The sequence below is a fragment of the Carnobacterium sp. AT7 genome (genome assembly GCF_000171855.1).
GTDB lineage: Bacteria > Bacillota > Bacilli > Lactobacillales > Carnobacteriaceae > Carnobacterium_B > Carnobacterium_B jeotgali.
In genome coordinates, this window is record NZ_ABHH01000019.1 from 15,016 (window position 1) to 29,699 (window position 14,684).

At 35.4% G+C, this 14,684-nt stretch carries 7 protein-coding genes and 4 pseudogenes; 10 read left to right on the forward strand and 1 reads right to left on the reverse strand.

The window, feature by feature from the left end:
• The first annotated feature begins 184 nt into the window (after positions 1 to 184).
• The 8 genes and pseudogenes from CAT7_RS08145 to CAT7_RS08180 all read left to right on the forward strand — a co-directional run bounded on the left by CAT7_RS08145 (position 185) and on the right by CAT7_RS08180 (position 8,743).
• Positions 185 to 1,125 (forward strand): annotated as a pseudogene (locus CAT7_RS08145) (metal ABC transporter substrate-binding protein).
• A 62-nt stretch (positions 1,126 to 1,187) separates the two neighbouring features.
• Positions 1,188 to 1,895, forward strand: a complete 708-nt coding sequence (locus CAT7_RS08150; RefSeq protein ID WP_007724288.1) for a metal ABC transporter ATP-binding protein — start codon at positions 1,188 to 1,190, stop codon at positions 1,893 to 1,895.
• Positions 1,841 to 2,671 carry a metal ABC transporter permease gene (locus CAT7_RS08155; RefSeq protein WP_007724291.1) on the forward strand — a complete coding sequence of 277 codons (831 nt, stop codon included), beginning with the start codon at positions 1,841 to 1,843 and terminating at the stop codon, positions 2,669 to 2,671. Before CAT7_RS08150 ends, CAT7_RS08155 begins: the two co-directional genes overlap by 55 nt.
• 252 nt (positions 2,672 to 2,923) lie before the next feature.
• Positions 2,924 to 3,741: pseudogene (purR, locus tag CAT7_RS08160) on the forward strand (pur operon repressor).
• Positions 3,742 to 3,953: 212 nt separating this feature from the next.
• A pseudogene (gene glmU / locus CAT7_RS08165) lies at positions 3,954 to 5,319 on the forward strand (bifunctional UDP-N-acetylglucosamine diphosphorylase/glucosamine-1-phosphate N-acetyltransferase GlmU).
• A gap of 105 nt (positions 5,320 to 5,424) precedes the next feature.
• Complete coding sequence (locus CAT7_RS08170) at positions 5,425 to 6,414, forward strand: ribose-phosphate diphosphokinase (protein WP_007724301.1); 990 nt, start codon at positions 5,425 to 5,427, stop codon at positions 6,412 to 6,414.
• Between the two features lie 165 nt (positions 6,415 to 6,579).
• The gene (locus tag CAT7_RS08175; RefSeq protein ID WP_007724303.1) at positions 6,580 to 7,011 is read left to right on the forward strand and encodes a NusG domain II-containing protein; all 432 of its coding nucleotides are present in this window, start codon (positions 6,580 to 6,582) and stop codon (positions 7,009 to 7,011) included.
• A 389-nt stretch (positions 7,012 to 7,400) separates the two neighbouring features.
• A pseudogene (locus CAT7_RS08180) lies at positions 7,401 to 8,743 on the forward strand (M20 family metallopeptidase).
• Between the two features lie 80 nt (positions 8,744 to 8,823).
• Here CAT7_RS08180 and CAT7_RS08185 read toward each other — a convergent pair.
• Positions 8,824 to 9,798, reverse strand: a complete 975-nt coding sequence (locus CAT7_RS08185; RefSeq protein WP_007724307.1) for an L-lactate dehydrogenase — start codon at positions 9,796 to 9,798, stop codon at positions 8,824 to 8,826.
• Positions 9,799 to 10,443: 645 nt separating this feature from the next.
• Between CAT7_RS08185 and pth the strand changes: the two genes are divergently transcribed.
• Both pth and mfd read left to right on the forward strand, forming a co-directional pair.
• Complete coding sequence (pth, locus tag CAT7_RS08190; RefSeq protein ID WP_007724310.1) at positions 10,444 to 11,019, forward strand: aminoacyl-tRNA hydrolase; 576 nt, start codon at positions 10,444 to 10,446, stop codon at positions 11,017 to 11,019.
• Between the two features lie 123 nt (positions 11,020 to 11,142).
• The gene (mfd, locus tag CAT7_RS08195; RefSeq protein ID WP_007724312.1) at positions 11,143 to 14,664 is read left to right on the forward strand and encodes a transcription-repair coupling factor; all 3,522 of its coding nucleotides are present in this window, start codon (positions 11,143 to 11,145) and stop codon (positions 14,662 to 14,664) included.
• Positions 14,665 to 14,684: the final 20 nt, after the last annotated feature.

Here is a 14,684-nt window from a genome sequence, read left to right on the forward strand (position 1 = left end):
TATAGATAGGGTTGAGGCATTAGTCTCAACCCTATCTGTATATCCTATTGTTTATTCTAGAACGTTATTTTTCTTGACGCATAAAGTAGATAATGATAAGCTACATAAGGAATTTTAAATAGTAATGGTTACGATTTAGGTAAAATAATAATTAAATAAAAAAAACAAATAAACAAAAGGAGGTATAAGCTCAATGAACAGAAAAAAAAGAATTGGATTAGCGTTATTGTTCTCTATCTTGCTTATAGTAGTAGGATGTGGGAGTCAAGAAGATGCTCAACCGAAATCAGATAAACTAACTGTTGTAACAACATTCTATCCGATGTATGATTTTACGAAAAATGTTGCAGGAGACAATGCAGATGTAACTTTATTGTTAGAAGCAGGTACAGATACGCATGGTTATGAACCCAGTGCGAAAGAAGTTGCGGCAATTTCAGAAGCAGATGTTTTTATTTACAATAGTGAGGAAATGGAAGTTTGGGTTTCAAGCGTTTTAGAAAGTATTGATACAGAAAATACGGTTGTAGTAAATGCTAGCGAAGGAATTTCATTATTGGAGTCAACAGAAGAACATAGTGAGCATGAAGCAGCAGGAGATGATCATGAGGTTGATCCTCATATTTGGTTAGATCCTATACTTGCTAAAGAAGAAGTTAATAATATTAAAGCAGGGTTGATTGCTGCTGATCAAGAAAACGAAGAAACATATGAAACAAATGCAACGGCGTACACTGAAAAATTAGAAACACTGAATCAAGAATTTGAAACAGCATTTAAAGGAGCAACTAAGCGTACTTTTGTGACACAACATGCTGCTTTTGCCTATTTAGCAAACAGATATGACTTGGAACAAGTTTCAATTGCGGGCATTTCAACTGAAGAGAACCTAGCCCAGCTAAATTAGCTGAGTTACAGATTATGTAAAGAGAACGATATAAAGTATATTTATTATGCAGAACATCTTCTAGTAAAATTGCAGAAACACTAGCTAATGAGACAGATGCAGAATTAGAAGTTTTAAATCCAATTGAAGGAATTACGACAGAAGATCAAGAAAAGGGAATCGATTATATTCAATTAATGAAAAATAATCTAGCCGCTCTAGAAAAAAGTATTCAATAATTAATGAAATAGGAGTAGGAGCAATAACTTCTGCCTATATGTAAAAGAAAGAAGGGATAACGATGCATTACGTTGAAGTGAAGGATTTATCTTTTTATTATGACGAAGAGCCCGTACTGGAAAATATTTCTTTCACAGTTGACCCAGGCGAGTTTGTTATGCTGACGGGAGAAAATGGCGCAGCAAAATCAACCTTATTACGCAATGTTTTAGGATTGCTCAAACCAACTAAGGGTTCAGCTAAAATTTCTGCTGTAAATAATCGGAATGAACCTTTATCAATCGGTTATATTCCGCAACAAGTCGCTTCGTTTAATGCTGGTTTTCCTAGTACAGTATTGGAATTGGTTCAATCTGGGCGCTATCAAAGAGGGAAATGGTTTAAACGTTTAGATGCAGAAGACCATGAGCATGTTGAACGGTCATTAAAATCAGTTGGTATGTGGGATCTACGCCACAAAAAAATTGGCGATCTTTCTGGTGGACAGAAGCAACGTATATCACTAGCCCGTATCTTTGCGACAGATCCAGATTTATTTATTTTAGATGAACCCACTACGGGTATGGATTTAGACTCCAGAACAGAATTTTATGAATTGTTAAAGCACAATAGTGAGTTTCATGGCAAAGGCATCTTAATGGTCACACATAATCATGAAGACATTAAAAACTATGCGGATAGACACATTCAGCTTATCCGAAAGGAGGATTCCCCATGGAGATGTTTTTCTATGGATTCATGCAGCGAGCATTCCAAGCTGCATTCTTAATTGCAGTTATTTCTCCAATTCTAGGTCTGTTCTTAGTTCTTAGAAGACAATCATTGATGGCAGATACGTTATCACACATTTCATTAGCAGGAATTGCGTTGGGGTTGTTTTTAAATGTAAATCCAACCTTTATGACATTGATTGTAGTAATTATTGCAGCTGTGCTAATAGAATATTTAAGTACATTGTATAAATCTTATTCTGAAATATCGATTGCGATTTTGATGTCTGCTGGAATGTCTGTGGCTCTTGTTTTAATGAGTTTAAGCAGTGGCGGTTCTACCACTACTATTCAACAGTATTTGTTCGGATCTATCGTGACGATCAGCCAGCAACAACTCTATTTATTAGCGGCATTATTTTTGATTGTGATTGTTTTATTTTTGGTCTTTCGCAGACCGATGTATGTTTTGATTTTCGATGAAGATACGGCTTTTGCAGCTGGGTTACCAACGCGATTAATATCAATACTTTTCAATGTTATTACAGGGGTAACTATTGCGGTAATTATGCCGATTGCAGGAGCGTTGCTGGTTTCAGCTATTATGATTCTCCCAGCAGCAATTGCTATGCGGATAAGCAAAAGTTTTAAATGGGTTATTCTTGTAGGTATTCTTGTGGGTATTGTAGGTATGTTTACAGGCTTAACTGTTTCATATGAATGGGGTACACCACCAGGCGCAACAATCACTTTGATTTTTATCTCTATTTTCATGATTACAACAATGACAATAAAAGTAATCCAGCAGTTGAAATATAAAAAAAGTCGTTCTTAATAAAGAGCTAGCGACCAAATAAATCAAAAGGATTGAGTGTTTTCTCAATCCTTTTTTTATTTAGCAAAATTATGAAGGGAATGAATACGAAGGTTCGTATTTTTTTTGATGAGAAAGTGCTAATAAAAGCGAACGATTTTATAATATTTTTTAAAAAGCTACCTTTTTGTATGCGAAACGCGTATAATGATGTTTGACAGAAATAATGACCTGGCAAAACTAAAAAAATAAAACAATAGAAAAGGTGAAATAATGAAGATAAAAAGAAGTGAACGCTTGATTGATATCACGCGTTACATGTTAGAACGACCGCATACATTAGTGCCGCTTACCTATTTTGCTAATCGTTACGACTCTGCAAAATCTTCTATCAGTGAAGATCTAAGCATAGTGAAAAAACGTTTAGAGAACGAGGTACTGGAACATTGGAAACCGTTCCTGGAGCAGCAGGAGGAGTGCGGTATATACTTGAAATTGCAAAAGATGAAGCTGAAGAGTTTGCAAAAGAAATGTGTGAACGTTTATCCGAATCAGATCGTTTGTTACCAGGCGGATATGTCTATTTGTCTGATTTATTAGGACAACCAAGTGTGTTGCGTCAAGTAGGTAAAATTATTGCAACTAAATATTTAGAACAACCAATCGATGCCGTTATGACAGTAGCAACAAAAGGTGTTCCAATCGCTCAAGCAGTATCAACGTATTTAAATGTGCCGTTTGTTATTGTCCGCAGAGATTCTAAAATAACTGAAGGATCTACTGTGAGTGTTAATTATGTTTCTGGATCCTCAGATCGTGTTGAAAAAATGGAATTATCAAAACGCAGCTTAAAAAGAGGCTCCCGTGTATTGATTGTAGATGATTTCATGAAAGGTGGCGGTACCGTTAACGGTATGAAGAGCCTGATTGAAGAATTTGAGGCAGAATTAGTTGGAATTACTGTTTTTGCAGAATCTACTTTTAGTGGCAACAGAATGGTTGATGAGTATACGTCACTTTTATGTGTAGATGAAGTCAATGTTCGTGAGAAAACGATACATGTAGAACCGGGTAATTATTTTACTAAATAAAAAACAAGGACAAGAGTAAGAAGATTACTTTTGTCCTTGTTTTATTTGTCTTTAACTATAAAAAAACACAAAGTGGTCAAGTCATATTGCTTCTTGAAAACTAATGGTGTATAAGCTATCATAAAACAGAAGACTTAGCAGTAAAAAGCCTTTACTTAGTAAAAATAACTAATCAAAATTAAAAAAAATTAAAGCAGATAGGAGTCTATATAATGCCTCAACGTTATGCAATCATATTAGCAGCAGGACAAGGTTCAAGAATGAAATCTAAATTATATAAAGTGCTACATCCAGTTGCAGGAAAACCAATGGTAGGTCATGTAGTTAGTCAAGTTGAAGCTGTAGGCGCAGATAAAATCGTAACAATTGTTGGAGTTGGCGCTGAAAAGGTAAAAGATTATCTTGGAGAACGCTCTGAATACGCTGTTCAGTCTGAACAGTTAGGAACAGGACATGCTGTTATTCAAGCGGAAGAACTGTTAAAAGATAAAGAAGGAACAACTTTAGTTATTTGTGGAGATACACCACTTTTAACAGCTGAAACATTGACTCATTTGTTCGATAATCATCAAGAACAAGGAGCAAAAGCAACTATTTTAACAGCACATGCTGAAAACCCTACTGGTTATGGCCGAGTGATTCGGAATGAATTAGGAAACGTTGAAAAATAGTTGACAAAAAGATGCAAGTCCAGAAGAATTGCAAGTTCAAGAAATTAATACGGGAACGTATTGTTTTGACAATCAACTATTATTTGAAGCACTAAAACAAGTTGGAAATGATAACGTTCAAGGTGAGTATTATTTGCCAGACGTGATTGAAATACTAAAAAAACAAGAATATGTCGTTTCAGCTTATAAAATGGATCATGAAGAAGAAGCTTTAGGTGTTAATGATCGTATCGCATTAGCCGAAGCAGCAAAATTAATGAGAAGTCGTATCAATAAAAAACATATGCAAAATGGGGTTACTTTTATTGACCCAACAACAACATACATTGATAGTGACGTTGAGATTGGTTCGGATACAGTTATTGAATCTGGTGTTGTCATCAAAGGAAAAACCGTTATTGGAGAGGATTGCTTCATTGGTTCAAATTCTGAAATTTCAAATAGTGAAATAGGCAATCAAGTTCAAGTGAAAAGTTCCACTATTGTAGACTCTAAGATGTCAGATAATAGTAATATTGGACCATATAGTCATCTACGCCCGAATAGCACAATTGGAAATTCTGTTCATATTGGTAATTTTGTTGAAATTAAAAATGCCACAATTGATCAAGATACTAAAGTAGGACATTTAACGTATATCGGAGATGCAGATTTAGGAAAAAACATTAATGTCGGATGCGGAACAATTTTTGTTAATTATGATGGCAAGAATAAACACCGTACAACTGTTGGGGACAATGTATTTGTTGGTTGTAATGCTAACTTGATTGCTCCAATTACGATTGAAGAAAATGTTTACATTGCTGCTGGTTCAACTATTACTAATGATGTACCAACGGATTCGATGGCCATTGCGAGAGCACGTCAAGAGAATAAAGCCAACTACTTTAATCGTTTGCCACATTAAAAATAAACTATAAAATGCTGAATTACTTGATTTTCAGAAGAAAAGTAATTATCATTAGTATGATATGAAGCAAATCAGTCCTAAATAAAGAAAGTGGAGGTTACTATGTCAGAACAGTATTTTGATCCAAAGTTAAAGATTTTTGCGTTAAACTCAAACAAACCATTAGCAGAAAAAATTGCTAAATCGGTTGGAGTAGAATTAGGAAAACTATCTGTGGATCAATTCAGTGACGGTGAGATTAGAATCAATATTGAAGAAAGCATTCGTGGAGCACATGTTTATATCATCCAATCAACATCTAGCCCTGTAAATGATAACTTAATGGAACTATTGATTATGATAGATGCTTTAAAACGTGCAAGTGCATCAACAGTTAATATCGTGATGCCTTACTATGGTTATGCAAGACAAGATCGTAAAGCTCGTTCTAGAGAACCCATTACTGCAAAACTTGTTGCTAATATGATTACGGCTGCTGGAGCAGATCGTATGCTGACATTAGACTTACATGCTGCTCAAATTCAAGGTTTTTTCAATATGCCTGTTGACCACTTGGTAGGTGCCCCTCTTTTAGCAAATTACTTCTTAACACGAGGAATCGTTACTGATGAAGAAGACGTAGTAGTTGTTTCTCCTGATCATGGTGGCGTCACACGTGCACGTAAATTAGCTGAATTTTTAAAATCTCCAATTGCTATCATTGACAAACGTCGTCCTAAAGCAAATGTAGCTGAAGTGATGAATATCATTGGCAATGTAGAAGGCAAAAAATGTATCTTAATCGATGATATGATTGATACTGCAGGAACAATTACGTTAGCTGCTCAAGCTCTATCAGAAGCAGGTGCTACTGAAGTTTATGCTTGTTGCACACACCCTGTTTTATCAGGCCCAGCTATTGAAAGAATTCAAAATTCAGTAATCAAACAATTGATTGTTACTGATTCAATTTTCCTTCCTGAAGAGAAAAAAATCGATAAAATTATTGAAGTGAGTGTTAGTACTTTGCTAGCAAATGCAATTACGCGCATTCATGAAAATAGATCCGTTAGTCCTTTATTTGAAAGACAATATACTGACGTAATCGAATAATCAATTTGAATGAAACAATGAGATAGGAAAGTAAAATTTTCTTATCTCATTGTTTTTGTTTGAAAAAGGTTATAACACGTATTCATCTTGCTGTCTAAAGAGAAGCTTGTTATACTTAATGCATTAGCTTCCTAGTATATATGGGAGAAATGGAGTCAAAAGATAATGAGAAAATTTAAAAATCAACTAGAGTTAGTACGCCCTTTTGATGGTATTATTGTTATATTATTATTAGTGGGGTCATTCATACCGCTTATTATTTTCGGCTATTCAACTAAAAATATAGATGAAAATAGTTCAATCTATGCTGTAGTTTCAATTGATGGAGAACCGGTTAAAGAAATAGAGTTATCAGAAAATACACCTCATGAAACGTTTACTTTCTATCCTTCAGAAGGTCAATACAATATTATTGAAGTAGATGGGACAAAAATTCGTAATAAAGAAGATAACAGTCCAGATCAAATAGCTGTAAAAACGGGTTGGATTAGCCAACCAGGTGAAACAGCTATCTGTTTACCGCATAAATTAATTGTTGAAGTCAAAGCGATAGATTCTACAAATGAAAATGAGGATGAAGTTATTCTTCCGTTATAAAATTAGAAACAGTTCGACTGAATTTATTCATTCAGTCGAACTGTTTTTTATTAATATTATGGCTCTTCGTCAAATAGTGTGGCTGCTTCAGTTGCTTACAAACATGATAGACTTGGGCATGAGTGCCCACAGTGCTACCCTTTCATTTTTCTACAGGGCTACAAGCAATCCTATTCCTTCAGAATGTTAAGCATGAACTAGCTTCCTCTATCCACACTAAAAAGTGCAGATTTTTTTTTGCTAACTTTATGCATTAATAATGTATAAAAAATCTTTTTATGTTGTTTTAATGCATAATGTTGCGTTTTTATGCTTGTAGAAGTATACTAGCAAGCATAGTAAAAGATTTAACCATGATACTAACAATTAAAGTGAGAAGAGGCATATATATGAATTCTATGATTACAGAGCTACATAAAAAAGAAAGTCTTTTAGACTTGCAAAAATTAATTGCGATATCTTCTGTGAATACATCGGATGGTACGACAAATCCGCCTTTTGGACAAGAAATTGCAAATAGCTTAGCAGAAGTATTAGCTATTAGTAAAAGTTTAGGAATGGTTACATATAGTGATCCGGAAGGCTTCTATGGTTATGCTGATTATGGGCAAGGTGAGGAGCTAGTTGGTATTCTTTGTCACTTAGATGTCGTTCCTGAAGGAGATATTTCTTTATGGGAAACGAATCCTTTTGAAGGTGTAGTAAAAGATGGTGTGATTTATGGTCGTGGAAGTCAAGATGATAAAGGACCGACGATTGCTGCTCTGTATGCTTTAAAAGCTGTTGTTGATGCAGGATTTACATTTAATAAACGGATTAGGTTTATATTTGGTACAGACGAAGAAACACTTTGGCGGTGTATGGATCATTATAATTTAAACGAAGAGGCGCCAACAATGGGTTTTGTGCCAGATGGCGTATTTCCATTAACGTATGCCGAGAAAGGTTGCTGCAAGCTAAGTTAATAGGTCCTGGAAGCAGCGAAATTGCTTTGGATTGTGGTGAAGCGTCTAATGTTGTTCCCGGAAAAGCGAGTTATAGTGGTCAAGATGCAAAAGAAATTGCTAAGACACTTAAAGAAATGGAAGCAGAGGTTAGACTATCCGGTCATAAGGTTACAGTAAATGGAAAAGCGGTTCATGCAAGTACAGCGGAACTAGGAATTAACGCAATCAATCAATTAGCTGAAGGACTGGCAGTTCATTATGAACACCCACTGTTAAAGTTTTTAGCCGAAAAAGTTGCTAAAGAAACAAATGGATTTAGCATATTTGGAGAAATTAAAGATGAATTAACGGGAGAACTAACGTTTAATGTAGGCAGCATTTTAATAAATGCAGCCGTTTCTGAAATTGTACTTGATATGAGAATTCCTGTTGAGTATACGATAGAAGAGATTGCTTTGACGTTGGAACGAGCAGCAAGTGAATATGGATTGATTTATCAAGAATATGATGCAGTTCCATCATTATATGTTCCAAAAGATAGCCAACTCGTTCAAACATTACTCGCTATTTACCGAAATAAAACAGGCGACTTAACGGAACCGTCTACTAGCGGAGGCGCAACATATGCTCGTAAAATGACTAATATGGTGGCATTTGGCGCTCATTTTCCATATTCAAAAAGCTTTGCTCATCAAGAGAACGAAGGGTTGAAGTTAGAGGAACTGTATTTAGCAATGGACATTTATGCAGAAACAATTGCTCAATTGTGTTGTGAAGAGCAATAAAGAGTGTCAGCACTATTCGAAAACACAAAAAAGAGGACTGGATTCTTTATATCCAGTCCTCTTTTTTGTGTTTCAGGTAATTAAATTTCTTTACTTAGAGCTTCAAAAGCATCAGCAATAACTTTTTTCAAGGTTGATGCAGATAAGTTCATTTTATCCATTTCAGAATCATTTAAAGGGATTTCGATGACTTTTTGAATTCCTTGGCGATTGATGATTGCCGGAGCTCCAATAAATACATCATTTTGTCCATATTCGCCATTCAAGTAAACAGATAGAGGCAATACAGCATTTTCATCATTAAAAATGGCTTTTGTAATACGAGCTAACGATACGGCGATACCGTAGAAAGTTGCTCCCTTTTTTTGGATAATGTTGTAAGCAGAGTCACGAACACTAAAGAAGACATCTACAAGTGCTTTTTCATCTGTGTCAGGATTATCTTTAATCCATTCGTTAATGGTTAGTCCCGCAATGTTTGCATGAGACCACACTGGGAATTCTGTATCACCGTGTTCGCCCAAAATATAACTGTGGACATTACGTGTATCAACACCAGTTAGCTCAGCGATTGCTTGGCGGAATCGAGCAGTATCTAAAGAAGTACCAGACCCGATAACTCGGTTTTTAGGAAGTCCAGAGAATTTCCAAGTTGCATAAGTTAGGATATCTACAGGATTTGTTGCTACTAAGAAAATACCATCAAATCCACTGTCCATAACTTGGCCTACAAGGCTTTTAAAAATTCTTAGATTTTTTTGAACTAAGTCTAATCGAGTTTCGCCAGGTTTTTGAGCAGCTCCAGCTGTAATAACAACGATGTCTGCATCATGGCAGTCGGCATAAGTTGCTGAATAGATTTTTTTAGGTGAAGTAAAGGCTAAAGCATCAGATAGATCAATAGCATCCCCTTCAGTTTTATCTGTATTGATGTCAATGATCCCTAATTCTTGAGCAATATTTTGTGTCACTAGTGCAAAAGCGTAACTAGACCCGACAGCTCCATCTCCAATTAAAATTACTTTTTGGTGATCTTTTACTTCATGTTCAGTCATAATACAACAAACTCCTTTATGGATAAGATTCTTAACAAAGATAGTGTAACACTTAACAAACTTTTTGTAAATCAAAATATTGAAAAAGTTAAAAGGTTTTAAAAACTATTAAAACAGGTTTTTCAAGGTGATTTAGATATGTGAATTAAATTTCTAACTTCTTTTAAATCTTTTAGAACTTTTTATTTGTAAATAAGAGGACGCGTTCGGCCGAACTCAACAATAAAAAGAAGGAATATTATACGTACTCTAACACTTATATCATACAGCTAAACGGAATCATTTCAAAACAAAAAGTAATAAAATTATGATAATTTAGAAATAAAAAGATTAAATTTATAAGTAGTTTAGAGCAACAAGAAAGAATACCTATGTGAAGAGCGGTTTGAAAATTAAAAAATATAAGAAAATTTCCGCTAAGATAGTAAGAAATCAAATACTTAAACTAGGTTATATGAATCCTATTAGACAAGAGGTAATAAGACTTGAAATGATGCAAGTTTAGAGAAAAAACAACTGGATTGTGTTATACTGTATGAAATTGTAACTGGACGAAAAAAAATTTCGTGCGGCACTTTTTTGCGTGAAAAATGTGGAAGTTAATTAAAAATAGAGGCAAAACAATTAATTGGAGTGTACCGAATAATGAAAATGATCGTTGGTTTAGGAAATCCCGGTTCAAAATATAAAGATACAAAACACAATATTGGTTTTATTACATTAGATGAATTTGCGTTCCAACATAAAATGGTGTTCAACAAAACGAAATTTGAAGCAATATATGCAGAAGCCTTTATCGGAAGTGAAAAAGTTCTTTTAGTAAAACCACAAACATTTATGAATGATTCAGGTAGGGCAGTTCGACCGCTAATGGATTATTTTAATGTAGAAATAGAAGATTTGATAGTAGTTTATGATGACTTAGACTTACCAGTTGGGAAACTACGCTTGCGTCAAAAAGGCAGTGCAGGTGGACATAATGGAATTAAAAGCCTGATTCAACACTTAGCGACAGCAGATTTTAATCGTGTTCGAATTGGAATTGATCGTCCTTTAGGGAAACAAACGGTTGTACAACATGTTTTGAGTGGTTTTCCTAAAAATCAACATGAGGAATTGTTACTAGCAATAAAAGACAGTGTAGCGGCTTTAGACTATTGGATAGAAGGACATTCCTTTTCAGATGTTATGAATCAATTTAATAAAAAGAAGAATGCATAAGATAATCGTTAAAATAGAAACTAAAAATTAAAGAAGCTTTGAAGCCCAGAAAATTCTGAGCTTCTTTTGTTCATTATAATAATCTGTTTGTAACTAAAGATAGATAAAAAAGGAGTTCTTACGGTGGGAGATATAAGGGAAATTTTAGCGAATGCACCTGACGTTGGGGCTTTGTTAAGCCAATTGGAGCAACATCAATCGCAACTAGTCACAGGATTGTCTGGTTCCGCAAGAACATTAGTCTTGAGTACATTAGTAGCTGAAAAGAAAAAACCATTCATTATTGTGACGCATAATTTATTTCATGCGAATCAATTAATGGAAGATTTTGCGGATTGGGTACCTGAGGATCGTCTGCATCTTTTCCCAGTTGACGAAATGATCTACGCAGAGATGTCCGTAGCTTCACCTGAAGCTCGAGCTGAACGTGTAGCGACCTTAGATTTCTTGTTATCTGAGAAATATGGCGTTGTTATTGTACCACTTGCAGGAGTACGGAAATTATTGCCACCAAAAGCGCTGTGGAAAGCAGCCCAATTCACCATTAAGCAAGGTGGCGAACTAGATTTAACGAATTTGGCTCAACGATTAGTAGATATGGGGTACACTCGTCAACAATTGGTCAGTACCCCAGGAGAATTTAGTATTCGCGGGGGAATTATTGATATTTACTCGTTAACGGAAGAGTTTCCGGTGCGAATCGATTTGTTTGATACCGAAGTCGATTCATTGCGTTATTTTGATGCCGCTTCTCAGCGATCGATTCAGACAATTGAAAAAATAATAATTCTCCCCGCATCAGATACGGTATATACAAAAGAGCAACTAACCGCAGCAGCACCTAAGTTTAGTAAAGCAGTTGAAAGAAATCTTGGGTTAATCCAAGATACTTCTGAAAAACAAACGTTTACGAGACAAGTGACACCTATTTCAGATGCCTTTCAAAAAGGTGAACCTATCGATGAATTAATGATGTTTACCGATTTTATATATCCCGAAAAGAGCAGTGTGCTGGATTACATGAGCAAAAAAGGGATCGTGGTGATGGATGAGTATCCAAGAATCATGGATACCGATCGTCGTTTGAATGAAGAAGAAGCTGAGTGGGTAACGAGCAAATTGAGTGAGAGACGCATATTGCAAAACCAAGTTTTTTCCAATAATTTTCGCGATCAATTGAAGAACTTAAGCAACACTATTTTATATTTTTCTGTTTTTCAAAAAGGAATGGGAAATACTCGTTTCAATCAAATACATGCCTTTCAATACCGCAATATGCAACAATTTTTTGGGCAAATGCCGTTACTTAAAACAGAAATGGATCGTTGGATTAAACAAAAAAATACGGTTATCATCATGGTTCCAAATGCGGATCGAGCAAAAAAAGTGCAACAGACGTTCAAGGATTTTGAAATAACCAGTAAAATTGTTAAACCGGCTAGACTTGAACTTGAAAAAGTTCAAATAGTAGAAGGTTACGTTCAGTCAGGTTTTGAAATGCCAACGGATAAATTAGTAGTTATTACTGAACGTGAATTGTTTAATAAAGTCACTAAGAAAACGGCTAGACGTCAAACATTATCTAATGCAGAAAGATTGAAAAGTTATAGTGAATTGAATCCTGGAGATTACGTTGTTCATGTTAACCACGGAATCGGAAAATATACGGGAATGGAAACTCTTGAAATTAATGGTATCTATCAAGATTATATGTCGATTATTTACAAAGACGAGGCAAAATTATTTATTCCTGTAACGCAACTCAATTTATTGCAAAAATATGTTTCTTCTGAAGCGAAAACGCCTAAAGTGAATAAATTAGGCGGAACAGAATGGGCTAAAACAAAGAAAAAAGTAGCCACTAAAATTGAAGATATAGCAGATGAATTGATTGAATTGTATGCTTCAAGAGAACAAGAAGTAGGCTATGCCTTTTCGCCAGATGATGCTTATCAAGAAGAATTTGAAAATGCATTTCCTTACACGGAAACAGATGATCAATTGCGTAGTACCGCTGAAATTAAACACGATATGGAACAAAAAAAACCAATGGACCGCTTGTTAGTTGGTGATGTTGGATATGGTAAAACAGAAGTCGCTATGCGGGCAGTATTTAAAGCCGTTCAAGAAGGCAAACAAGCTGCATTTTTAGTGCCAACGACTATTTTAGCCCAACAACATTACGAAACAATGTTGCAACGGTTTGCTGATTTTCCTATTGAAATCGGTTTGTTGAGCCGTTTTAGAACAAAGAAACAACAAAACGAAACCATTGCAGGTCTGAAAAAAGGGCAAGTCGATATTGTTATTGGAACACACCGTATCTTATCAAAAGATATTGAGTTCCAAGATTTAGGTTTGCTTATAGTCGATGAAGAACAACGATTTGGTGTAAAGCACAAAGAAAAACTAAAACAATTAAAAGCTCAAGTAGATGTATTGACTTTGACGGCTACGCCTATTCCTAGAACATTGCATATGTCGATGCTTGGTGTGCGTGATTTATCTGTTATTGAGACTCCTCCGGCAAATCGGTATCCTGTTCAAACTTACGTTATGGAACAAAATCTAGGAGCTGTACGTGAAGCGGTTGAACGCGAAATGGCTCGTGGCGGACAAGTCTTTTATTTGTATAACCGGGTAGCGACGATTGAGAAAAAAGTAGATGAGCTACAACAGTTAATACCAGATGCAAGAATCGGCTATGCACATGGCCAAATGACAGAAGGGCAACTGGAAAATACGTTATTCCAATTTATTGAAGGGGAATATGATGTATTAGTAACCACGACCATTATTGAAACGGGAGTCGATATGCCAAATGTGAATACATTATTTGTAGAAAATGCAGATCATATGGGATTGTCGCAATTGTATCAATTACGTGGACGCGTTGGGAGAAGTAATCGAGTTGCTTATGCTTATTTCTTATACCAACCAAATAAGGTATTGAATGAAGTGAGTGAAAAAAGATTGCAAGCCATTAAAGACTTTACGGAATTAGGTTCAGGTTTCAAAATTGCGATGCGTGATTTATCCATTCGGGGTGCAGGGAACTTATTAGGATCCCAACAACATGGCTTTATTGACTCAGTTGGATTTGATTTGTATTCTGAAATGTTAAGCGAAGCAGTAGCTCGTAAACGAGGCATGGATCCTAAAGAAGAAAAAACACAAGTCGAAATTGACTTAGGAATTAATGCTTACTTGCCAGGGACGTATATAGAAGATGAACGTCAAAAAATTGAAATTTACAAGCGAATTCGAGAATTAAGATCACATGAACAATACGTTGAATTGCAAGATGACTTGATTGATCGTTTTGGAGAGTACGCGGATGAAGTAGCGGACTTGTTAACGATTGGATTGATCAAAATGTATGGCGAACGTGCATTGATTGAAACTGTCAAACGATCAAAAGATGAAATTGAAGTAACTTTTTCTGTTTCGGGTACTCAGACGCTCCCAGCAGAAGAAGTATTCAGAGCATTAAGCGAAGTACCGTTAAGAGCGAATGTGGCGATAAAAAAAGAGCGATTAATGGTCACGTTGCAGTTGAAAAATGAGCCAACTTATCAATGGCTAGGTTATATTCAAAAATTCGCACAAAATGTCGTCAACTATCGTTCTAAAGAGAGCGATTAATTTATGAGAGCAAAAAATAA

What these genes read in the sequence shown, in the direction of transcription:
- CAT7_RS08175 (WP_007724303.1), top strand. Translation starts at nt 6,580, where the DNA reads ATGAGAAAATTTAAAAATCAACTAGAGTTAGTACGCCCTTTTGATGGT.
- CAT7_RS08155 (WP_007724291.1), top strand. Translation starts at nt 1,841, where the DNA reads ATGGAGATGTTTTTCTATGGATTCATGCAGCGAGCATTCCAAGCTGCA.
- CAT7_RS08185 (WP_007724307.1), bottom strand. Translation starts at nt 9,798, where the DNA reads ATGACTGAACATGAAGTAAAAGATCACCAAAAAGTAATTTTAATTGGA.
- pth (WP_007724310.1), top strand. Translation starts at nt 10,444, where the DNA reads ATGAAAATGATCGTTGGTTTAGGAAATCCCGGTTCAAAATATAAAGAT.
- CAT7_RS08150 (WP_007724288.1), top strand. Translation starts at nt 1,188, where the DNA reads ATGCATTACGTTGAAGTGAAGGATTTATCTTTTTATTATGACGAAGAG.
- CAT7_RS08170 (WP_007724301.1), top strand. Translation starts at nt 5,425, where the DNA reads ATGTCAGAACAGTATTTTGATCCAAAGTTAAAGATTTTTGCGTTAAAC.